The sequence below is a fragment of the Nonomuraea helvata genome (assembly GCF_039535785.1).
GTDB lineage: Bacteria > Actinomycetota > Actinomycetes > Streptosporangiales > Streptosporangiaceae > Nonomuraea > Nonomuraea helvata.
Window position 1 is genome coordinate 1,503,080 of record NZ_BAAAXV010000001.1, and the last position, 18,729, is coordinate 1,521,808.

The window sequence follows — 18,729 nt, forward strand, 5'->3', positions numbered from 1 at the left end:
ATTCGGACTATAGTCCAGTTCAATGCCGAGGAGCACAGGCGAGCTCAGAGTGCTCCGCAGCGGCGCACCGCGAGCAGCGCCAGGGCCCGCGTGACCTCGCGCAGCTCCCTCAGCTCGACCTGCTCCCTGGGGGCGTGCGCGAACCGCACGTCCCCGGGCCCGTAGTGCAGCGTCGGGATCCCGCCGGCCGCGTACAGCCGCAGGTCGCTCCCGTACGGCGCCGCGGACTCGGCCGGGCGCGCGCCCGTGACGTCGGCGACCGCCTGCCCGACCTCCTCCAGCAGCGCGTGGCCGGCCGGCAGCCGGCCGCTGGCGAACTGGCCGCCGGGCCAGGTCACCACCGGCGGGTTGGCGCGCAGCCAGGGATGCGCGACGGCCGCGACCGCCTCCTCGAACGCGGCCCGCGCCGCCGCCGGGTCCTCGTCCAGCCGCACCCCGAGCCGCCCCTCGGCGACCAGCAGGTCGGGCACCGTGCTGGCCCAGTCACCGGCGCGCACGGTGCCGATCTCGATCGGGTACGGCATCGCGTTGCCGCGGAAGAGGCCCGGGACGTCGCGGTTGCGCTCGGCCTCCAGCCGCCTGACGGCCTCGAAGACCGGCCAGAACACCTCGATCGCGTTGACGCCCTCGTACCGCGTGGCCCCGTGCGCCGCCCGTCCGGCGATCTCCAGCCGGAACGTCAGCGCGCCCGCGTTGGCCGTGATGACCGTGCCGCTGGTGGGCTCGGTGATGACCGCGGCCTCCGCCGTGTGCCCCCTGTCCAGGGTGGCGAACGCGCCGAGCCCGCCGTCCTCCTCGCTGATCACGCAGTGCACGGCCAGCGGCCTGGCGAGCCTGATCCCGGCCTTCCTGATGGCCCGCGCCACGGCCAGGTTGGCGACCAGGCCGGCCTTCATGTCGCAGGCGCCCCTGCCGTGCAGCACGTCGCCGGTGATCCGGGCGGCGAACGGGTCGCTGCCCTCCCACTTGGCCAGGTCGCCGGTGGGGACGACGTCCACGTGGCCCTGGAGCGCGAGCGCGGGCGGTCCTCCACTCGAGTCGGCGCCCTCGCTGACGGCCACGACGCCGTACCCCTCGGTCCTGGGCGCCTCGGTGCCGGGGAAGCCGGCACGGCCGGTCAGGTCGGCGAGGTCGAGCTTCCAGACGTCCACGTCCATGCCGGCCTCGGTGAGCAGGCGGGCGAAGCGGTGCTGCAGCTCGGACTCGGCGTCGGTGCCGGTGACGCTGGGGACCCTGACGGTCTCGGCCAGCAGGCTCACGGTTTCGGCCTCGTCGATGGCGTTCAGGACCTCGGCTTCCACGTCGCGCATGGCGGACAGCCTCTCATGAACCCAAAGCGGGCTTCATGGTGATACAGGGCATGCGGACATGGGTGAGCTGGATCGTGGTGGCGCCGTTCGCGGCGTGGGCGGTGGTGCGGCTGAGCGGGTTCGAGCCGGACTGGCCGTGGGTGCCGATGGTGGCGTACACGCCGTACGCGGCACTCGCGACGGTGGTGATCCTCATCCTGGCCTGCCTGCTGAGGCGGTGGGCGGTCGGAACGGTCGCGCTCGTCTCGGCGCTGGCGCTGATGCCGGTCATGCTCCCCCGCGCGCTGGCCGACGGCAACCCCGAGGCCGGCGGGCCGAGGCTGCGGGTCCTCTCGGCGAACCTGCTGGTGGGACGGGCGGACACCGAGCAGCTGATGGCGCTGATCACCGGGCTGCGGCCGGACGTGCTGACGTTGCAGGAGTTCACGCCGGAGGCCATGAGCCGGTTGGACGAGGCGGGGGTGCGCAAGGTGCTGCCGTACGCCGTCACCCGCCCGCTGCCGGGGGTCGGCGGGTCGGCCGTGTACGCCCGGCACCCGCTGAAGGCCGGTGAGACGATCAAGCACGGTGGGTTCGGGCAGGCCAGGGCCTGGCTCACGCATCCCGGCGGGCCACGGGTGGATATCGTGTCCGTGCACCCGTGCGCGCCCAAGCGGATCGGGCGGCAGCCGTGCTGGCAGGCGGGCCTGGCGGCGCTGCCGCGCGCGGGCAAGGAGCTGAGGGTGCTGGCCGGCGACTTCAACGCCACGCTCGACCACCTGCCGGTCCGTGAGCTGCTGGCGAGCGGCTACCGGGACGCGGCCGACGTCATGGGGCGGGGGTTCGTGCCGACCTGGCCGCAGGAGGGCTCGAACGCGAACGTGCCCGGCGTGCCGATCGACCACGTGCTGGCGGATTCGCGGATGGCGGTGCGGGACTTCGAGGTGCTGGCGCTGGGGCACACCGACCACCGGCCCGTGTTCGCCGAGCTCAGGCTGCCGTGATCGCATTTCCGGAGTGTGGCGCGTGTCGCGGCTCGTAAACTTGTGGGCGTGGTAGAGCCCAAGTTCGAGATTCAGATGCTGCACGACCGGGTCATGATCAAGCTGGAGCACGAGGCCGAGGAGCGGCGCAGCGGCTCCGGCATCGTCATTCCGGCGACGGTCAAGCTGGCCAACCGGCTGGCCTGGGGCGAGGTCTGCGGCGTCGGCACGAACGTGCGCTCGGTCAAGGTGGGCGACAAGGTGCTGTTCAACCCGGAGGACCAGTTCGAGGTCGAGGTGCACGCGCAGACCTATCTGGTGATGCGCGAGCGCGACCTGCACGCGGTGGCCACCCAGGAGACCGACCACGGCACCGGCCTCTACCTATGACACCCGGCTGAACGAGAGCCAGAGGTCCGACGCCCACGCGGTGCGCGGCACCTCCGCCAGCACGCGCGTCTCCTTGCCGCTCAGGTCGAGCACCGCCAGCCGGTAGGCCGTGCCGCGCGCCATGACGGCGATGACGTGGCTCTCGTCCCACCAGCCGAAGAGCGCCTCGGGCCGCGTGTTCACGCGCTGGGCGATCTTGCCGGTGGCCGGGTCCACCAGGCAGAGCTGCTCCTTGAAGCGCGACGGGCACCACGTGGTCAGCCGCCTGCCCGACGGCGAGAACGGGTCCTCCGGGCCGGTGGGCAGGCCGACGCCCGCGTAGGTGCGCATGACCGCGCCGTCGGAGGGCCGGTAGACGCGCAGGCCCGTGCCGTACATGGAGACGAGGTTGCCGTCGGGGCTCCACCAGAAGCCCGCCTTCCGGCTCAGGCCGGTGACCCGCACCGTGCGCGCGCTCCTGGCGGCCACGTCCACGACCGTGAAGCCGAGCACGCGCCATGTGCCGCTCTCCTTCTGCTCGACCGTGAGCGCGACGCGCCTCCCGTCGCGGGACCACGAGGCGTAGGAGGCGGTCATCGGCTTCCTGACCGTGCGGATCCGGGAGGAGGCGCCGGTGGTGCGGTCGGTGACGATCAGGGAGTCGTAGCCCGACCGGTACGAGCGGGGCACGCCTGCCGCCAGGCGGCCGCCGGGCGAGACGGACACCTCCGACAGCGACTGCTCCAAGGCGAAGGCGTCGCCGGTCGCGGATCTGAGGTAGGTGCGCTTGGTGCCGAGGCCATAGGCGGCAAGACGTACGGGATCGCCCGTTTTTTTCCCGATATTTCATGCCAGTGGTGGCGGGCAGCACGAGGTCAGCCCGGGCCGCGACCGAGAGCGTCGCGGGCCCGGCGTAACCCCCGGGAAGCGTCAGGGACAGCGCGATGGCGATTTTGGCGATCACGCCCGAAGATTAGGCAGGAACGTACGAAATTTCGGGCGCTATGCCGACCGGGTCTCGATGTAACGCCGGGCGATCTCGATCAGGTCGATGCCGAGCGTGCGCAGGCCGAAGTAGACGATCACCCCGGCGACGGCCACCGTCACGATGAGCACGACGACGCGCACGAGCCAGCCCTGCCGCTTGTACCACTCCATCCAGGCGTGCAGCGTGCGCTTGCCGAAGTCGAGCACCTTGCGCGCCCAGTGGAACTCCACGGCCAGCACCGCGAGCCCCGCGAACACGACCGCCCACCCCGGCCCGGGGAACGGCACCATGATCAGCCCCGCCACCACCATGAGGGTCCCGATCACACCGAACACGATCTTCAGCGTGAGCGCCCCCGTGCGCGTGGACCTGATCCCGTCGAGCCACCCTTGGAGGCCCGTGCGGCGTTCGGGCATGCTGGAGCGGTCGGCGGCCTCACCCTTGATCATGTCGGCGTCGCCGGTGTCGGAGTCCTGAATCTGCACAATTCCCCCCGGCAGTCGGTATGCCCTCCAGGATACGGCGCGCTACCTGGTGGCCACTTGCAGCCGACTGGCAAAACAGCAAACCCGCCAGACGGTAAATTTTCCACCTGACCGGAACGTCGTCCGGCAAACATCGGTTAATGTCTCATATGCCCGAGGTTTTGCTCCGTACCGTCACCGGCCCTGTACGCGCGGCCGCCATCACCGGTGCCGTGCTCCCCCACGAGCACCTGCGTACCGACATGCGCTGGGCGGTCGGCATCGAGTCCGACCCGTACCGCTGGCTCGACGAGGAGCACGCCGTCACCGCCGAGCTCCGCGAGCTGCGCCAGTCCGGCGGGCTCGGCCTGGTGGTGGATCTGACCTGCATGGGCATGGGCCGCGACGCCGCCGCCCTGGCCCGCATGGCGGCGGGCAGCCGGGTGCCGGTGATCGCCTCGACCGGATTGTTCGCGGAGCCGTTCACGGAGGTCGGGGACGCGGACGTGGACTCGCTCACCAGCCGGCTGATGGACGAGATCGTCAGCGGCGCGGACGACATGGGCGTCTTCCCCGGCGTGATCGGCGAGGTCGGCTCCTGGGGCGCCGAGCCCACGCCGCGCGAGGAGCGCTGCCTGATCGCCGCCGCCCGCGCCTCGCTGAAGTCGCGTCTCCCCGTCGCGACGCACGGCGCGAACGCCCCGGCGCTGCTGGAGATCCTGCTGGGGCAGGGCCTGCCGGGCTCGCGGGTGGCCGTCGGCTACGCGGGCGCCGATCTGGGGGCGGCCAGGAAGATCGCCGAAGCGGGCGCGTACGTGAGCCTGGGTGTGCTCGGCCTCGGCCCGGACCAGGCGGCCAGGATCGCGCTCGGCCTCATCGAGGACGGCCACGCGGACCGCCTGCTGATCAGCTCGGGGCTGAGCCGGGTGGCGCAGCTGCGCAAGTACGACGGGCCCGGCTACTCCCACCTGTTCGACGCCCTGCTGCCGCGCCTGCGCGAGGCGGGCGTCGGCGAGGACACGATCGGCCTCATCACCCACGAGAACCCGCTGCGCTGGCTGACCGACGGGCTGACTTGACCTCAACCAATGTCAAGGTTGCAGACTCGACCGCATGACCTTCACCTCATCGGAACTTGAGTACCTGTCGTCGCAGCACCTCGGCCGCCTGGCCACCGTGTCGCCCGACGGCCAGGTGCAGAACAACCCGGTCGGCTACTTCGTCGACGCCGAGACCGGGATCATCACCATCGGCGGCCACGCCATGGGCGCGTCGAAGAAGTTCAGGAACGTCCAGAAGGGCAGCACCGTCGCGCTCGTCGTGGACGACCTGGCCTCGGTCGATCCGTGGGTGGTGCGGGGCATCGAGATCAGGGGCACGGCGGAGGCGCTGACGGACGTCGACCCGCCCATGCCGTTCTTCTCCAGGGAGATCATCAAGATCACCCCCAGGAAGATCACCTCGTGGGGGCTGGCGGGTCCGCGCGAGACCCGGGTCGTGTGAAAGCTCGCTAGGATCTGGGCTACACGAGGCTTGGCCGGGTGGGGATGGTGACGGAGCACACGCACAGGAGCGGCCGCCTGCGCCGGCCACTGAGCGCTCTGTCGCGCCTGACCCGGCTCGGCGACGTCCCGGTCGTGGTCATGCTGGCGTGGGCCGGCTGGCTGGCCGTCCCCTGGTCGTTCAGCGGCCTCGCCCAGGCCCGCGCGGCCGCGGCCGCTGCCGCCGCCGAGGCCGAGCCGCCGCAGGTCGATCTCTCTCCCGCCTCCGTACGCCCGTGGGCCATCCCTGCGGCCCAGCCCCGCCACCTCAAGACCGTCCGCCGCGCTGCTGCGACGGGCGGGGAGGAGACCGCGCCGGCCTCGACGGGATGGGTCGCGGCGGGACCGGGCTCGGTATGGCCCGGCTCGGCGGGACCCGGCTCGATGGCGCCCGGCTCAGTGGGACCCAGCTCAGTGGGACCCGGCTCGATGGCGCCCGGCTCGGCGCGGCCCAGCTCAGCGGGATCGGCGGTCTCGGCGGCGCTGCGCCACGATGAGGCTGCTCCGGGCGCGACGGACGTGGTGGCGGCGGAGCGGGCCAGGATCGCCGGGGAGGTGCACGACGCGGCCGGGCACGGCCTCGCGGCCATCGCCATGCAGGCCGGGCTCGCGCTCGTCGCGCTCGACGACGATCCCGAGCAGACCAGGGCGTCTCTGCGAGCGATCAGGGAGACCAGCACGACGGCACTCACCCAGCTCCGCGCGGCGCTCGACGGCATCGACCCACCCGGCGGTGATCTCATCCGGCTCATCGAGGGCGTCCGGGCGGCGGGCCTGCCGGTGGACGTCGAGCCCGTGGACTTCACCGTCCCCGCCCGCCTCCAGGACACCGTCTACCGCGTGGTACGCGAGTCACTGACCAACGTGCTGCGCCACGCGGGCCCCACCAGGGCGCTCGTGCGCGTGGGCGGGGAGCCGGGCCAGTTCGTGCTGGAGGTGGCCGACCGCGGCGCGGGCCGGCCGGACGCTCCGGAAGGGCGCGGGCTGGCCGGGATGCGCACCCGGGTCACGGAGGCGGGCGGCCACTTCGCCGCCGGGCCGCGCGACGGCGGCGGCTTCCAGGTGATCGCCCGCTTCCCCCAGGTCTCCGCATGACCGCCACGCAGCCGGTGAGCACGCCGGACGCCGAGGGCGTGATCAGGGTGGCCGTCGCAGACGATCAGGCGGTCGTGCGCATGGGGCTGCGGGCGCTGCTCGAGCGGGCGCCCGGCATGGAGTGCGTGGGCGAGGCCGCCGACGGGAGCGCCGCGCTGGCACTGATCCGCCGTGTCCGGCCCGACGTGCTGCTGCTCGACATCCGCATGCCCGGCATGGACGGCCTGGCCACGCTGCGCGCCATCGCCGAGGACCCCGGGCTGCGCGGCACGAGGATCGTCGTGGTGACGACCTTCGCCGTGGACGAGTACGTCTTCGCCGCGCTCCAGGCCGGCGCCAGCGGCTTCGTGCTCAAGGACAGCGCCCCGGAGGAGCTGGTCAACGCCGTGCGCGTGGTGGCCGCCGGAGAGGCGCTGCTGTCACCGGCGATCACCAGGAAGGTCATCGGCATGTTCGGGCGGCACGGCGCCGGTCCGGTCGAAGGGCTGGAGACGCTGACGCCCCGGGAGCGGGAGCTGGTGGCCTGGGTGGCCACCGGCAGGTCCAACGAGGAGATCGCCGAGGAGCTGGTGATCAGCCCCGACACCGTCCGCACCCACGTCAGCCGGGCCATGGTCAAGCTGCGCGCGAGGGACCGCGCCCAGCTCGTGGTGTTCGCCATGCGAGCCGGGCTGAGCGTCCCCGCCTGAGCTACCGCAGGAAGCCCTCGTAGTTGCGCTGCTGGAGCTGGGCCTCGATCTGCTTCACGGTGTCCAGCCCGACCCCGACCATGATCAACACGCTGGTCCCGCCGAACGGGAAGTTCTGCCGCGTACCCGGATCCTTGAGGACCGCGAAGGCCACCAGCGGCAGCAGCGCCAGCGCTCCCAGGTAGACCGCCCCGGGCGCGGTCAGCCGCCCCAGCACGTACGCCAGGTACCGCGCCGTGGGACTTCCGGGCCGGATCCCGGGAACGAACCCCCCGTACCGCCGCATGTTGTCCGCCACCTCCACGGGGTTGAAGGTGATCGACACGTAGAAGTAGGCGAATCCCACGATCAGCAGCACGTACACGCTCATATAGAGCGGACCCGTGGTCAGGTTGCGCTCCACCCACGCCTGTCCCGCCTGGCCGAGCAGCGGCGCCGCCAGCGTGGGCAGGTACAGCAGCGACGAGGCGAAGATCACCGGCACGATCCCCGCCTGGTTCACCTTCAACGGGATGTACGTGCTGCTCCCCCCGTACATCCGCCGCCCCACCATCCGCTTGGCGTACTGCACCGGGATCCGCCGCTGCGCCTGCTCCACGAAGACCACGGCCGCCACCAGGCAGAGCCCCGCCGCGATCATCACCGCGAAACTCAACGGGCTCACCACGAAGATCTTCGCCATGTACGCCGGGAAGACGGCCACGACCTGCGAGAACATCAGGAGCGACATCCCGTTCCCGATCCCGCGGTCTGTGATCAGCTCGCCGAGCCACATGACCACGCAGGCCCCCGCCACCATGGTCAGCACGATCACGATCACGGCGAGCAGGCCCTCGTCCCGCAGCAGCGGCCGCGGGCAGCCGGGCAGGAGCTGCCGGGCGCGGGCCAGAGCGACGACCGTCCCGGCGTTCAGCACGGCGAGCCCGACCGTCAGGTAGCGCGTGTACTGCGTGATCTTGGCCTGGCCGCGCTGCCCCTCTTTCCTGAGCGCGTCCAGCCGGGGCACGAGCACGGCGAAGAGCTGCATGACGATGCTGGCCGTGATGTACGGCATGACGCCCAGCGCGAACACCGACAGCTGCAGCATCGCGCCCCCGCTGAGCATCTGCACCATGTCGAACAGGCCGCCCCTGGCCGCTCCCACGCACTCCCGCACGGTCATCACGTCCACCCCCGGCGCGGGCATGAGCTGCCCGAGGCGGAACAGCACGATCAGGCCCAGCGTGAACAGCAGCTTCTTGCGCAGCTCGGGCACCCGGAAGGCCCCGATCAATGTCCCGGCCAATGTCCTGGTAAGAACGGTCAGCATGGTCAGCATGGTCAAGGAGTCTGACCGGGGCGGCCCGCCGGGTCGTCCGCCGAGACGAGGCACCCGCGTACGCAAATCCGCGTACACGGGACGCGGTAGTCGTCAGACGCGGTAGTCGTCGTCGCGCGCGTCCAGGATCGCCATGTGCCCCGGCAGGTGCCCGATCGCGTACTCGACGCCGCTGGCCATGACCGCCGCCTGCGGCGTCACCCCGCACGCCCAGAACAGCGGCACCTCCCCCGCCCGCACCTCCACCGGGTCGCCGAAGTCGGGCCGTCCCAGGTCGCGGATCCCGATCGCCGCGGGGTCGCCGACGTGCACCGGCGCCCCGTGCACCAGCGGATAGCGCCCGGTCACCTCGACGGCGGTCTTCACCAGCGCCTCGGGCACCGGCCGCATCGACACGACCAGCGGCCCCGACAGGCTGCCCGCCGCCTCGCAGGGGACGTCGGTGACGTACATCGGCACGTTCGTCCCCAGCTCCAGGTGCCGTACCGGCACGCCGGCCGCGAGCAGCGCGGCCTCGAAGGTGAAGCTGCATCCGATGAGGAACGGCACCAGGTCGTCCCGCCACTCCGCCACCACGTCGCCGAGGTCCGCGACCGGCTCGCCGTCGCGGTAGAGCCGGTACCCGGGCAGGTCGGTACGGAGGTCACCGGGGAACAGCGGCGTGGACCAGGCCCCCGGCTCCCCCACGTCGAGCACGGGGCACGCCTGCGGGTTCTGGTGGGCGAACAGCAACAGGTCGTACCGGAGCTGCCTGGGCACGGCGATCAGGTTGGCCTGCGTCCAGCCCCGGCACCAGCCCGCCGTGGGCACGCGCTCGCCGGCGCGGAAGCGCTCCCGGGCCTGCGCCGGGCTGAGGTCGGCGACGTTCACTCCCCGACAGTATGGCGGGCCGCGTTCGACGGTCCACAACGGCTCGCGGGCCCCGTACCTGAGGGGCACTCACATCAAGCGGCGAAGCCGGTGATATTGGGGCTTTCCGGGGTAGCGAGAGCGCCGTGCGCCTCGACGTGAACCTCCTCGACTACGTCCTCATCGCGATCTACTTCGCCACCGTCCTCGCCATCGGTGTCGCCGCGCGCAGGCGGATCAGCTCGAGCCTCGACTTCTTCCTGGCCGGCCGCGGCCTGCCGGCCTGGATCACGGGGCTCGCGTTCGTGTCCGCCAACCTCGGCGCGATCGAGATCCTCGGCATGGCGGCCAACGGCGTGCAGTACGGCGCCATGACCGTGCACTACTACTGGGTCGGCGCGGTCCCGGCGATGGTCTTCCTCGGCCTCGTGATGATGCCCTTCTACTACCGCTCCAAAGTCCGCAGCGTGCCCGAGTTCCTGCGCAAACGCTTCAACGGCGCGACGCAGCTGCTGAACGCGATCACGTTCGCGGTGGCGCAGATCCTCATCGCGGGCGTGAACCTCTACGCGCTGGCCCTGGTCATGGAGGCGCTGCTGGGCTGGCCGCTGCCGGTCTCCGTGGTGGTCTCGGCGGTGATCGTGCTGTCGTACATCACGCTCGGCGGGCTCTCCTCGGCGATCTACAACGAGGTGCTGCAGTTCTTCGTGATCCTGGCCGGACTGATCCCGCTGACCGTGCTCGGCCTGATCAAGGTGGGCGGCTTCTCGGGGCTGGCGGACAAGGTACGGCAGAGCACGCTGGGCGAGGGCGGCCTGCACACCTGGGCGGACACGGCGGGCGGGAACCCGATGCACGCGCACTGGATCGGCATCGTGTTCGGGCTCGGGTTCGTGCTGTCCTTCGGCTACTGGACCACGAACTTCGCCGAGGTGCAGCGGGCCCTGTCGGCCAGGAACACGAACGCGGCCAGGCTCACGCCGATCATCGCCTCGTACCCGAAGCTGTTCATTCCGCTCGTGACGGTGCTGCCGGGGATGATCGCGCTCGTGCTGTTCAACGGCTGGGGCGAGGGCCAGGACTACAACAGCGCGATCCCGCTGCTCATGCGGGACCTGCTGCCGAACGGCGTGCTGGGGGTCGCGGTGACCGGGCTGCTGGCCTCGTTCATGGCGGGGATGGCGGCGAACATCAGCGGCTTCAACACGGTGTTCACCAACGACATCTGGCAGTCGCACCTGCGTCCTGACCGCGACGACAGCCACTACCTGCGGGTGGGCCGGATCGCGACCGTGGTGGGCGTGGCGCTGGGCGTCGGCACGGCGTTCATCGCGGCCGGCTACTCCAACATCATGAACTACCTGCAGGCGCTCTTCTCGTTCTTCAACGCGCCGCTCTTCGCGACCTTCATCCTCGGGCTCTTCTGGCGGCGGATGACGCCGTGGGCGGGGTTCTGGGGGCTGCTCGCCGGCACGTCGGCGGCCTTCGCGTCCTACATCGCGTTCAAGGCCGGGATCGTGGACTTCGGCACCGAGCTGAACGCCAGCTTCTGGGGCGCGGGCCTGGCCTTCGCCGTGGACGTGGTCGTGTCCGTCGCGGTCACGCTGGTCACCACGGCGAAGCCGGTCGAGGAGCTGCGCGGGCTCGTGTACGGGCTCAGCGCCGTCAATCTGGAGGACGACGCGCTGGCGGGCGACACACGGTGGTACCGCTCCCCCGTGCTGCTCGGCACCGGCGCTCTCGTCCTCGCCGCAGCGATGTACGGGGTGATCATATGAGTGACATTCGCATGGTGATCGGCGGGCTGTTCCTGCTGTACGGCGTGATCCTCGTCGTCGCCGGGGCACTCGGGAGCGCGGTCAACCTGTGGACCGGCCTCGCCATGGCCGTGTTCGGCGGCACGTTCGTGGCCTGGGCCCGCCTCAGACGGCTCTGACGGACTCCTCGGCCCGCCAGTCGCAGGCCGCGCGGGCGGCGATCACGTCGTCGGTGTGCTCGCGGACGCAGATCGCCGCCTCAGCACCCTCAGTACTCGACCTCGAACGTGTGGGGGCCCAGGGCGTACCCGTCTCCCCTGGGCAGCACGTACCCGTGCTCGATCAGGTGCGCGAGGCACTCGCGCACCTCCTCTTCGGTCAGTCCGGACGCCCGTACGAGCCCTGCCAGGCTCGCCCCTCCATGCTCGACCGCCTGGGAGGCCACCGCCTCGTACACGTGGATGTCGACGTCGGACAGAGCCTGCACATCGTGTGTCATGACCGCTGCCTCGCCCCCTCTCTCAACCGGTACGGATCGACCTCGCGATCCGGGTAGCGACGGAGGTACTCCGCCTCCAACTCGTTCATACGTGACGTGTGCACCGCCAGAGCGTCGTCCGATCCGTGGAAGAACGTGTCACTCCGGGTGGTGTGCAGTTGCCGCAGCTCGCGGAGCAGATCCTCGTCGCTGAGCTGCGCGGCGTCTATGCCCATGGTCGTCATGGGCTTCCCCTACCCCCGTGCCCTCGACAATATCTGTCACATTTCCTGACATATGGGCATTGTTTGTAAGAGATCGCCGCCTTACCGTCCCCTTATGGACCTCGAGCTCAGGCACCTCAGGATCGTCCGCGCGGTCGCGGACGCGGGAAGTGTGAGCAAGGCCGCATCCCTGCTCGGGCTGGCACAGCCGGCCCTGACCGCCCAGCTCAAGCGTATCGAGAGGGGACTCGGCGGCACCCTTTTCGAGCGCGACCGGCACGGCGCGAGACCCACCAGGCTGGGCGAACTCGTGCTTTCCAGGGCACGAGTGCTGCTCCCCGCGGCCCAGGAGCTACAGGAGGAAGCCGTACGTTTCGCCGCCTCCCCCTCCTCCCCCGGCTACCGCATCGGCGCGACCAACGGCCCCATCCTGGGCGGCCTGGTCGACCGGCTGGCCAGGGAACGCGCGGTCAGCACGTACACCTCCTGGTCCACGCACGAGCTGACCAGCATGGTCGAGCTCGGCCGCCTCGACTACGTGCTGACCGGCGCCTGCGGCGACTCCGGCACCCCCGCCGGCGCCCTCGTCTGGGAGTCGATCGCCCTCGACCCCGTCTTCTGCCTGGTCGGCGAGGAGCACCCGGCCGCGCAGGAGAAGGAGGTGGAGCTGGCCAGCCTCGCCGGCGAGCACTGGGCGGTGACCCCGGGCGACGGCTGCTTCGCCGACTGCTTCGCGACGGCGTGCGCGCGCGCCGGCTTCACGCCCGGCACGATCTACGAGACCGACGTGTCCACCTGCACACACCTCGCCCAGGTCGGCCGCGCGGTGGTGCTCTGCCAGGCCACCCACCAGCCCGCCCCCGGCCTCGTCATGGTGCCGCTCGCCGGGGCGCCGCTGCGCTGGCGCCAGCTCCTCGGCCGCCACCCCACCGCACCCGACACCGCGTGGGTGGTGGCCCAGGCCAAACAGGTCCACAGAGACGCGGTACGCCGGAGCCCGGTCTACTCGGACTGGCTCGTACGGAACCCGGGCCATGGCACCGCCCCCTGACCTTCGCCGTCACCGCGGGGAGGGCGCGCCTCCCGGCCCCCTCCCCCGTTACGCCAGGCTGTACTCCCACCCCGGCCGCCAGTCGAACGGCGCGTCCACCAGTTCCTCCAGGGCAGCCCCGTCCAGCAGATGCTGCAGCGCCCACCGATTGGCGGAATGCGACACCAGCAGCACCTCCCGCCCCTGCCACTCCTCCATCACATCCCGCAGAAATGCCGCCGTCTCCGCCACGACCTGCCGATAGCTCTGCCCGCCCGGCCACGGCGTGTCGATGTGCCTGCTCCGCAACGCCGCCACCTCGCTGACCGGCCGCCCGTTGTAGATCCCGTAGTCACATTCCCTGAGCCGCCGATCGAGTCTGATCTCCTTGCCGCTCCCCGCAAAGGCGATCTCCGCCGTCTCCACGGCCCGCCGCAGGTCGGAGGCGTACACGACATCCACCTCCCGCCGCCGCGCCCCCAGCTTCACAGCCTCCGCCCGCCCGCGCGGGGACAATTCACCGGGCAACCACCCGGTGGCGATGCCCGTCTCGTTGTCCACGGTGATCGAATGCGTCTCGTAAACCAGCTTCACGGCCACGCCCAGACGCTACCCGCCCCACCTTCCGGCCGGAATATGATCGAGTCAGGCTCCAACAACGTTGCCGGGCATGGAATGATGTCGGCGGAGACCTGTCTCCCGTTCGGCGGGGAACGACGACCGGATCCGATGCTCTAGCCTTAGCATGCGCGAGGGCTCGGCACGATCCATCGGACATCCCGCCGCACGTCACACAACTGAATCCAGGGGCGGTAGCTCAGCCGGTCAGAGCATCGGACTCATAATCCGTGGGTCGTGGGTTCAAGTCCCACCCGCCCTACTCTTCAATACCGCGTTCGACCTGGGGTTTCACGTTTCCCGCCAGCCTCGGATCGCGTTGTTGATCATGGTTGGTTGCTCGCTGGTTGCTCTTGTGTACGGACCGTGTATCGCGGTAGATCGTTTAGGCGCTCACCAACCTCTCGTATCCGCGGCTCGGTGAGCAGGGACCTTCGGCCTCAAGGCGAGGGCCGTACGGCGGGTGCGCCCACTGCGTTGACCAACCAACGACTGTCCTGCTCGGGACCTACGTCCCTACTTCCCGGACCGTCTGGGAGATGTGATGAGAGCAATCAATAGGAGGCAGTCATGCGAGTGACCGTCGCGGATGTGATGACGAGGAAAGTGTTCTCCGTCACCGCCGCCACCCCGTTCAAGGCCATCGCTCAAACGCTCATCACCGGCGGCGTCAGCGCCGTACCGGTCACCGACGACGACAACCATGTGATCGGCATGGTCTCCGAGGCTGACCTGCTGCGCAAGGAGGAATTCCGCGAGGAGTTCTACCGCGAGGGCTACCGGCCCCCGCTACGCGCCCGGCTCCGCCACCCCAAGAGCCGCCAGAAGGCCAACGGCGACACCGCCGCCGACCTCATGACCAGTCCAGCGATCAGCGTCTCCCCCACGGCGTCGGCCGTCGGCGCAGCCCGCCTGATGGACGCCCGCCGCGTCAAGCGACTCGCCGTCGTCGCACCCAACGGCCGTCTGGTGGGCATCGTGAGCCGCCGTGACCTGGTCAAGCTGTTCGTGCGAAGCGATGAGGAGATCGCCGCCGAGATCCGCGACGATGTCCTCGACCGCAGCCTGTGGGTGGACACCTCCGGCGTCACCGTCTCGGTGAACAACGGCGTGGTGACGCTGTACGGCCAGATGGACCGCCGCACCGAGGCGGGGATCGCGGTCCGCATGACCGGCCGCGTCAACGGCGTCGTCGACGTGGTCGACAAGCTGACCTGGAAACACGACGACTCCGCGTGGGAAGCCAGGTAGCCATGCTCGTGCGCGAGGTCATGAGCAGCCCGGCCATCACAGTCCGCCCCGCCGACCCGGTGCGGCAGGCCGTCCGGGTCCTGTATGGCCATGACATCACCGCCGCTCTGGTGGTCGACGACGGCGACCGCCTGGTCGGCGTGGTCAGCGAGTTCGATCTGTCAGCTGCCATGACCTGATCAAAAGTGTTCCTCCGCCCCGCCACGGACATCGAGCGCCAGGTTCGGGAAGCCGTCCAAGCCGTCCCTGGCGACGTCACCGACCTCCGCATCACCGTGGCCGACGCCGTCGTCACCCTGTCGGGGAGGTACGACGAGCGCAGCCATGCCATCGTCGTGGTTCGCATGATCGAGCGCATCGACAGCGTGGTGGCCGTCCACGATGAGCTCAAGTGGAAGCACGACGACATCGCCGATCTCCCTGTCGTCTGGGGCGGGGCCTGATCTGGATGCGCGAGGCCTCCGTTGTCCGGCGGCGACCGGTTCTGACCTGATTTGGGGCGCGAGCCCAGCAGCTTCGGGCGTATACGACGTCTGCGATCGGGTGCTGCGGGATTGGCCGCCGCAGACCGGCAGTCCTGGGTCCTCACCAGAGGATCTCGGACAAGGGCCGGCGCATCGATCCCTTGTCGTCGAAGGTGACACCCAGGCGCATGATCAACTGAGGGTATTGCCCTGAGCAGAGCTCCTGCCTCATGAATTCGCGCAGCAACTCCATCTCGAGCGCCTGGGTGTGGAAGGCGGCGCTGACGCCGTGCGCCGAGGCGTACAGCAACACGTGTTGCAGCGCCTGCCCGGCATCGATCCAGTCCTGGCGGCTGTCCCCCCGCGTCGTGAGCACCGCCACGACCCCGGTCGCCGCGGAGGCTCTCTGGTCCGTCTGGCTCCCCCAGTCATGCCCCCAGGCGTAATCACGCTGCGGGAAGTGCGGCTCGGTACGCGCCGCCTCACGGGGATAGCCCTCGGCGGGCACCCCGTCCGTGCGGCTACTGCCCGGTGGCCTTGCCCAGCGGATCACCTCGAGGCTGAAGCGCTGGTCCTGGGCCTGCACGCCCTGCGCGGCCTGGGTAAGTGCGGCGATCACACTGACCGCTTCGACAGAACGAACGGGCGTCAGCTTGACCCCCTCATCCGCGGCTGCCAGGACCAGCTTCTCGACAAGCGCATCCGGCACCGGCACATCGGCGAAGCCCGCCCGGTGCGTGCGGCGCCGCTCGATCTCGCCACCCAGAGCATGAATCGATTCGTCCGCCTGTACCTCGGCACCCAGCCGTAGCGTGGCGAGCAACGACGGGCGATCCGGATCGGGCAGGACGCGCACGACAGGCTCGAAGCCCTCGCAGCTCATCGCCGTACGCATGGTGAACAGGGCCGCACCGCAGCTGATCAACATCTCCCGCCCCGAGACGTCCTCGACGCGCAGCTTCCTGTCCGGATCGGCCCGCAGACATATCTCCTGCTCGGACACCGAGAAGGTCCAGGGCTGCGTGTTGTGCGTGGAAGGCGCCCAGCGCGCGGCATCCATCGCGGCGTCCAGCGCATGCTTGACCGAACCCATTGCCATGGCTCTCACCTCCATGGATCCTCACACCTAGTTCAGCACCCGGAGGCCGCCACGGTCAGGGGCGGAGGTCCCTCTTCCTATGGACGTCGGCCCCGCTGATACCGAACACGGGCATGCCGACCGTGACATGACGCTAGCCGAACAGCGTCCAGCCGTACTTGAGCACGACGGCCAGGACCACGACCAGGATCCAGATCGTGACGGCCATCACGTCCAGGTCGGCGTCGATGCCCCTGGTCAGTGCCGCCTGTACTCGCCTGGGCAGGAACAGGTTGCCGTCGCGGACGTTCACGTGCGTCAGGGTCGACCACACCAGCGTCGTGGACATGGTCACCAGCAGGCACCACGGGCACAGTGCGCCGATCACGTACATGGACTGGAAGAACAGCCAGTACGCGAAGATCAGGCCGAGCGTGTAGACCACCTGCGCCGCGAACATGAACCAGCGCGGGAACCGCACCCGGCCCAGGCTCGCCACCGCGATCGTGATCACGACCGGCTCGGCCACCAGCCCCAGGAAGGCGTTCGGGAAGCCGAACAGGTGCGCCTGCCAGGAGCTGCCGACCGTGCCGCAGCTGACGACGCTGTTGATGTTGCAGGACAGGTCCGCACCCGGGTCGGCCGCCAGGCGTACCGCGTCGATCGACAACACGAAGGACGCGGTCAGGCTGAGGCACGCCGAGAACAGCATGGTCCCGAAGATCCATGCGTTGGAGTGCCGGAGCGCGTGCAGGCGAGGGAGGACCGTGGTCACCACTGGCCCTTGGCTGCGATCACGGCCGCCATCAGCGGGCCCGCAGTGTAGAGGTCGCCCTCGAACACCTTGCCGTTGATCTTCACGGTCGGCGTTCTCGAGATCCCTGAGTCGAGCACAGCCTCGGTCGAGGCCGCGACCCACGGCTCGAAGCTGCGGCCGGCGAAGGCGGCCACCACATCCGCCGGCACCCCGGCATTGCGGGCCAGCGTGGCGATCTCCTCGTCGGACAGACCGCGGCTACCCTCCTCAGGCTGATTGGTGAACAGCGCCGTGCTCAGCGCCAGCACCTTGCCGGGCGCCCGGTCGGCGACGGTGGCGACGGCGTTGGCCGCCCGCGTGGAGTACTTCGCGCCGCTGGACGCCTGGTCCAGGAACGACAGCGGGTGCAGCTCCAGCCGCACCGTCCCGTCGGCCGCCATCCGGTCCAGCGCGCCGCTGTTGGCCTGCTCGAACCGCCCGCAGTACGGGCACATGTAGTCGAGGTAGACCTCGAGCTTCACCGGCGCGGCCGCGTTGCCCAGGCCCAACGCCCCGCCGACCGTCGCGATCGCCGGGGCCTTGCCCCTCTGCGACGCCGGGGAGCTGCCGTTACCCGCCGCACTGATCAAGCTGATCACGATGGCGACCAACAGCCCCACGATGATCAGCCCGCCGCCGACGGCGATCAGGCAGGTGCGCTTCTTCCTGCGCCGCTCGGCGACGGCTCGGGCGTTGCGTAGCTCGCGGGACTTGATTCGTGCCTCGATGCTCATGGCCTCGATTCCTCGCTGGACAAAGATGGGGTGCAGGGCCGGGGGTGCCAACCATGTGGGCCTTGGTCCTGTGTCGGGCGTCGCCGGCGTGATCGGTGATCCGGTACGTGCCTGGCGGGGCGGCGCGGTGTCGTACGTGGCCCGCAGCAGGCGTCGGGACCCGCGAGTCGCATCGTCAGGTGGCGAGGGCGAGCGTGATGCTTGCGGCGAGCAGAGCGACGCCGGTCATGGTCAGCAGTGCGCCCAGGCCGATGACCAAGGTGGTGAGCTGCCAGGCCTGGTAGGCGTTCAGCAGGGAGGCACGCAGCATCTGGCCGGTGAAGGCGGTCTGCCGCAGCCCCTCCAGCTTCTCGTCGTCGCCGCCCGCGGCGTGCAGCTCGGCGCTGATCTCGCCATACGACCGACCGCCCGTCGCCATCAGCACGTTGTTTCCGATCACTTGGGCGAAGGCGCGGGCTTGTGAGCCCGTCAGGACCGCCTGGCCCTGATAGGCAGCGAGGTCATTGGGCAGCCCTTTGCCTGGGAAGCTGATCGCCTGCCCGCGCAGTTCCGTCTTGATCTCGGCGCGCGCCTTTACTCCCCGCGCGGCCATGATCGGACCTGCCGCCATCATCGCGGCACCGGCGGCGCCCAGCAGGACCACCGCTGTCGTTCGAACAACGCTCATGTCCTACTCCTTCGTGCGATGTGGCATCGGGCCCGGGCCGCGGATGT

25 protein-coding genes and 1 tRNA gene are annotated in these 18,729 nt (G+C 70.2%); 14 read left to right on the forward strand and 12 right to left on the reverse strand.

Going from position 1 to position 18,729, the window contains the following annotated elements; genetic code table 11:
* Positions 1-44: 44 nt before the first annotated feature.
* On the reverse strand, positions 45-1,310 hold the full coding sequence (locus ABD830_RS06880; protein ID WP_344985578.1) for an ArgE/DapE family deacylase: 1,266 nt from the start codon (positions 1,308-1,310) through the stop codon (positions 45-47).
* A gap of 50 nt (positions 1,311-1,360) precedes the next feature.
* Here ABD830_RS06880 and ABD830_RS06885 point away from each other — a divergent pair, with 50 nt between their 5' ends.
* Entirely contained in the window at positions 1,361-2,293 is a 933-nt protein-coding gene (locus ABD830_RS06885; protein WP_344985579.1) for an endonuclease/exonuclease/phosphatase family protein, read from the forward strand.
* Between the two features lie 48 nt (positions 2,294-2,341).
* Positions 2,342-2,662: a GroES family chaperonin gene (locus ABD830_RS06890; protein WP_344985580.1), complete on the forward strand. Its 321-nt coding sequence runs from the start codon at positions 2,342-2,344 to the stop codon at positions 2,660-2,662.
* Here the strand turns inward: ABD830_RS06890 and ABD830_RS06895 are convergent.
* Positions 2,657-3,388, reverse strand: coding sequence for a TolB-like translocation protein (locus tag ABD830_RS06895; protein WP_344985581.1), 732 nt, complete (start codon positions 3,386-3,388; stop codon positions 2,657-2,659). The two genes, ABD830_RS06890 and ABD830_RS06895, sit on opposite strands and share 6 nt — an antisense overlap.
* A gap of 255 nt (positions 3,389-3,643) precedes the next feature.
* Complete coding sequence (locus ABD830_RS06900; protein WP_344985582.1) at positions 3,644-4,114, reverse strand: TIGR02611 family protein; 471 nt, start codon at positions 4,112-4,114, stop codon at positions 3,644-3,646.
* A gap of 149 nt (positions 4,115-4,263) precedes the next feature.
* On the opposite strand from ABD830_RS06900, the gene ABD830_RS06905 reads away from it, so the two are divergent.
* From ABD830_RS06905 to ABD830_RS06920, 5 genes are all read left to right on the forward strand, one after another.
* A complete protein-coding gene (locus ABD830_RS06905) occupies positions 4,264-5,172 on the forward strand; it encodes a phosphotriesterase family protein (protein ID WP_344985583.1) in 909 nt (302 codons plus the stop codon).
* A gap of 34 nt (positions 5,173-5,206) precedes the next feature.
* Positions 5,207-5,596 carry a PPOX class F420-dependent oxidoreductase gene (locus ABD830_RS06910; RefSeq protein WP_344985584.1) on the forward strand — a complete coding sequence of 130 codons (390 nt, stop codon included), beginning with the start codon at positions 5,207-5,209 and terminating at the stop codon, positions 5,594-5,596.
* Between the two features lie 394 nt (positions 5,597-5,990).
* Positions 5,991-6,131 (forward strand): pentapeptide repeat-containing protein, encoded by a 141-nt coding sequence (locus ABD830_RS54095; RefSeq protein WP_425567074.1) that lies wholly within the window; start codon positions 5,991-5,993, stop codon positions 6,129-6,131.
* Positions 6,064-6,729, forward strand: coding sequence for a sensor histidine kinase (locus ABD830_RS54100; RefSeq protein WP_378520797.1), 666 nt, complete (start codon positions 6,064-6,066; stop codon positions 6,727-6,729). The genes ABD830_RS54095 and ABD830_RS54100 overlap by 68 nt, the downstream gene beginning before the upstream one ends.
* Complete coding sequence (locus tag ABD830_RS06920; protein WP_344985585.1) at positions 6,726-7,418, forward strand: response regulator; 693 nt, start codon at positions 6,726-6,728, stop codon at positions 7,416-7,418. Before ABD830_RS54100 ends, ABD830_RS06920 begins: the two co-directional genes overlap by 4 nt.
* A gap of 1 nt (position 7,419) precedes the next feature.
* On the opposite strand, the gene secY is transcribed toward ABD830_RS06920, so the two are convergent.
* Both secY and ABD830_RS06930 read right to left on the reverse strand, forming a co-directional pair.
* Positions 7,420-8,703, reverse strand: coding sequence for a preprotein translocase subunit SecY (gene secY / locus ABD830_RS06925; protein WP_344987645.1), 1,284 nt, complete (start codon positions 8,701-8,703; stop codon positions 7,420-7,422).
* Positions 8,704-8,829: 126 nt separating this feature from the next.
* On the reverse strand, positions 8,830-9,606 hold the full coding sequence (locus ABD830_RS06930; protein ID WP_344985586.1) for a putative hydro-lyase: 777 nt from the start codon (positions 9,604-9,606) through the stop codon (positions 8,830-8,832).
* Positions 9,607-9,731: 125 nt separating this feature from the next.
* Here ABD830_RS06930 and ABD830_RS06935 point away from each other — a divergent pair, with 125 nt between their 5' ends.
* Together ABD830_RS06935 and ABD830_RS06940 are read left to right on the forward strand one after the other, a co-directional pair.
* Positions 9,732-11,363 (forward strand): sodium:solute symporter family protein, encoded by a 1,632-nt coding sequence (locus ABD830_RS06935; RefSeq protein ID WP_344985587.1) that lies wholly within the window; start codon positions 9,732-9,734, stop codon positions 11,361-11,363.
* Positions 11,360-11,521 (forward strand): hypothetical protein, encoded by a 162-nt coding sequence (locus ABD830_RS06940; RefSeq protein WP_344985588.1) that lies wholly within the window; start codon positions 11,360-11,362, stop codon positions 11,519-11,521. Before ABD830_RS06935 ends, ABD830_RS06940 begins: the two co-directional genes overlap by 4 nt.
* Before the next feature lie 89 nt (positions 11,522-11,610).
* On the opposite strand, the gene ABD830_RS06945 is transcribed toward ABD830_RS06940, so the two are convergent.
* Together ABD830_RS06945 and ABD830_RS06950 are read right to left on the reverse strand one after the other, a co-directional pair.
* Entirely contained in the window at positions 11,611-11,841 is a 231-nt protein-coding gene (locus ABD830_RS06945) for a hypothetical protein (protein WP_344985590.1), read from the reverse strand.
* Positions 11,838-12,065: a DUF6158 family protein gene (locus ABD830_RS06950; protein WP_344985593.1), complete on the reverse strand. Its 228-nt coding sequence runs from the start codon at positions 12,063-12,065 to the stop codon at positions 11,838-11,840. The genes ABD830_RS06945 and ABD830_RS06950 overlap by 4 nt, the downstream gene beginning before the upstream one ends.
* A 94-nt stretch (positions 12,066-12,159) precedes the next feature.
* On the opposite strand from ABD830_RS06950, the gene ABD830_RS06955 reads away from it, so the two are divergent.
* Positions 12,160-13,095 (forward strand): LysR family transcriptional regulator, encoded by a 936-nt coding sequence (locus tag ABD830_RS06955; protein ID WP_344985594.1) that lies wholly within the window; start codon positions 12,160-12,162, stop codon positions 13,093-13,095.
* A 48-nt stretch (positions 13,096-13,143) separates the two neighbouring features.
* Here the strand turns inward: ABD830_RS06955 and ABD830_RS06960 are convergent, their stop codons facing one another.
* Positions 13,144-13,674: a histidine phosphatase family protein gene (locus ABD830_RS06960; RefSeq protein ID WP_344985595.1), complete on the reverse strand. Its 531-nt coding sequence runs from the start codon at positions 13,672-13,674 to the stop codon at positions 13,144-13,146.
* A gap of 206 nt (positions 13,675-13,880) precedes the next feature.
* Between ABD830_RS06960 and ABD830_RS06965 the strand changes: the two genes are divergently transcribed.
* The 4 genes from ABD830_RS06965 to ABD830_RS06980 all read left to right on the forward strand — a co-directional run bounded on the left by ABD830_RS06965 (position 13,881) and on the right by ABD830_RS06980 (position 15,386).
* Positions 13,881-13,954: transfer RNA gene (locus ABD830_RS06965), tRNA-Ile, on the forward strand.
* 308 nt (positions 13,955-14,262) lie between these two features.
* Positions 14,263-14,943, forward strand: coding sequence for a CBS domain-containing protein (locus tag ABD830_RS06970; protein ID WP_344985596.1), 681 nt, complete (start codon positions 14,263-14,265; stop codon positions 14,941-14,943).
* Positions 14,928-15,122: a CBS domain-containing protein gene (locus ABD830_RS06975; protein WP_344985597.1), complete on the forward strand. Its 195-nt coding sequence runs from the start codon at positions 14,928-14,930 to the stop codon at positions 15,120-15,122. The genes ABD830_RS06970 and ABD830_RS06975 overlap by 16 nt, the downstream gene beginning before the upstream one ends.
* A 6-nt stretch (positions 15,123-15,128) precedes the next feature.
* A complete protein-coding gene (locus ABD830_RS06980; RefSeq protein ID WP_344985598.1) occupies positions 15,129-15,386 on the forward strand; it encodes a BON domain-containing protein in 258 nt (85 codons plus the stop codon).
* 142 nt (positions 15,387-15,528) lie between these two features.
* Here the strand turns inward: ABD830_RS06980 and ABD830_RS06985 are convergent, their stop codons facing one another.
* The 4 genes from ABD830_RS06985 to ABD830_RS07000 all read right to left on the reverse strand — a co-directional run bounded on the left by ABD830_RS06985 (position 15,529) and on the right by ABD830_RS07000 (position 18,682).
* Positions 15,529-16,506 (reverse strand): Acg family FMN-binding oxidoreductase, encoded by a 978-nt coding sequence (locus ABD830_RS06985; protein WP_344985599.1) that lies wholly within the window; start codon positions 16,504-16,506, stop codon positions 15,529-15,531.
* Between the two features lie 133 nt (positions 16,507-16,639).
* A complete protein-coding gene (locus tag ABD830_RS06990; RefSeq protein WP_344985600.1) occupies positions 16,640-17,260 on the reverse strand; it encodes a vitamin K epoxide reductase family protein in 621 nt (206 codons plus the stop codon).
* On the reverse strand, positions 17,257-18,015 hold the full coding sequence (locus ABD830_RS06995) for a DsbA family protein (RefSeq protein WP_344985601.1): 759 nt from the start codon (positions 18,013-18,015) through the stop codon (positions 17,257-17,259). The genes ABD830_RS06990 and ABD830_RS06995 overlap by 4 nt, the downstream gene beginning before the upstream one ends.
* Positions 18,016-18,190: 175 nt before the next feature.
* Positions 18,191-18,682 (reverse strand): hypothetical protein, encoded by a 492-nt coding sequence (locus tag ABD830_RS07000; protein ID WP_344985602.1) that lies wholly within the window; start codon positions 18,680-18,682, stop codon positions 18,191-18,193.
* Between the last annotated feature and the right edge of the window lie 47 nt (positions 18,683-18,729).

Excerpts from the sequence above, each read along its gene's own strand:
- ABD830_RS06910 (WP_344985584.1), top strand. The coding sequence starts at position 5,207 with ATGACCTTCACCTCATCGGAACTTGAGTACCTGTCGTCGCAGCACCTC.
- ABD830_RS06920 (WP_344985585.1), top strand. The coding sequence starts at position 6,726 with ATGACCGCCACGCAGCCGGTGAGCACGCCGGACGCCGAGGGCGTGATC.
- ABD830_RS06995 (WP_344985601.1), bottom strand. The coding sequence starts at position 18,015 with ATGAGCATCGAGGCACGAATCAAGTCCCGCGAGCTACGCAACGCCCGA.
- ABD830_RS06880 (WP_344985578.1), bottom strand. The coding sequence starts at position 1,310 with ATGCGCGACGTGGAAGCCGAGGTCCTGAACGCCATCGACGAGGCCGAA.
- ABD830_RS06885 (WP_344985579.1), top strand. The coding sequence starts at position 1,361 with ATGCGGACATGGGTGAGCTGGATCGTGGTGGCGCCGTTCGCGGCGTGG.
- ABD830_RS06950 (WP_344985593.1), bottom strand. The coding sequence starts at position 12,065 with ATGACGACCATGGGCATAGACGCCGCGCAGCTCAGCGACGAGGATCTG.
- ABD830_RS06955 (WP_344985594.1), top strand. The coding sequence starts at position 12,160 with ATGGACCTCGAGCTCAGGCACCTCAGGATCGTCCGCGCGGTCGCGGAC.
- ABD830_RS54095 (WP_425567074.1), top strand. The coding sequence starts at position 5,991 with ATGGCCCGGCTCGGCGGGACCCGGCTCGATGGCGCCCGGCTCAGTGGG.
- ABD830_RS06985 (WP_344985599.1), bottom strand. The coding sequence starts at position 16,506 with ATGGCAATGGGTTCGGTCAAGCATGCGCTGGACGCCGCGATGGATGCC.
- ABD830_RS06905 (WP_344985583.1), top strand. The coding sequence starts at position 4,264 with ATGCCCGAGGTTTTGCTCCGTACCGTCACCGGCCCTGTACGCGCGGCC.
- ABD830_RS54100 (WP_378520797.1), top strand. The coding sequence starts at position 6,064 with ATGGCGCCCGGCTCGGCGCGGCCCAGCTCAGCGGGATCGGCGGTCTCG.
- ABD830_RS06940 (WP_344985588.1), top strand. The coding sequence starts at position 11,360 with ATGAGTGACATTCGCATGGTGATCGGCGGGCTGTTCCTGCTGTACGGC.
- ABD830_RS06970 (WP_344985596.1), top strand. The coding sequence starts at position 14,263 with ATGCGAGTGACCGTCGCGGATGTGATGACGAGGAAAGTGTTCTCCGTC.
- ABD830_RS06945 (WP_344985590.1), bottom strand. The coding sequence starts at position 11,841 with ATGACACACGATGTGCAGGCTCTGTCCGACGTCGACATCCACGTGTAC.
- ABD830_RS07000 (WP_344985602.1), bottom strand. The coding sequence starts at position 18,682 with ATGAGCGTTGTTCGAACGACAGCGGTGGTCCTGCTGGGCGCCGCCGGT.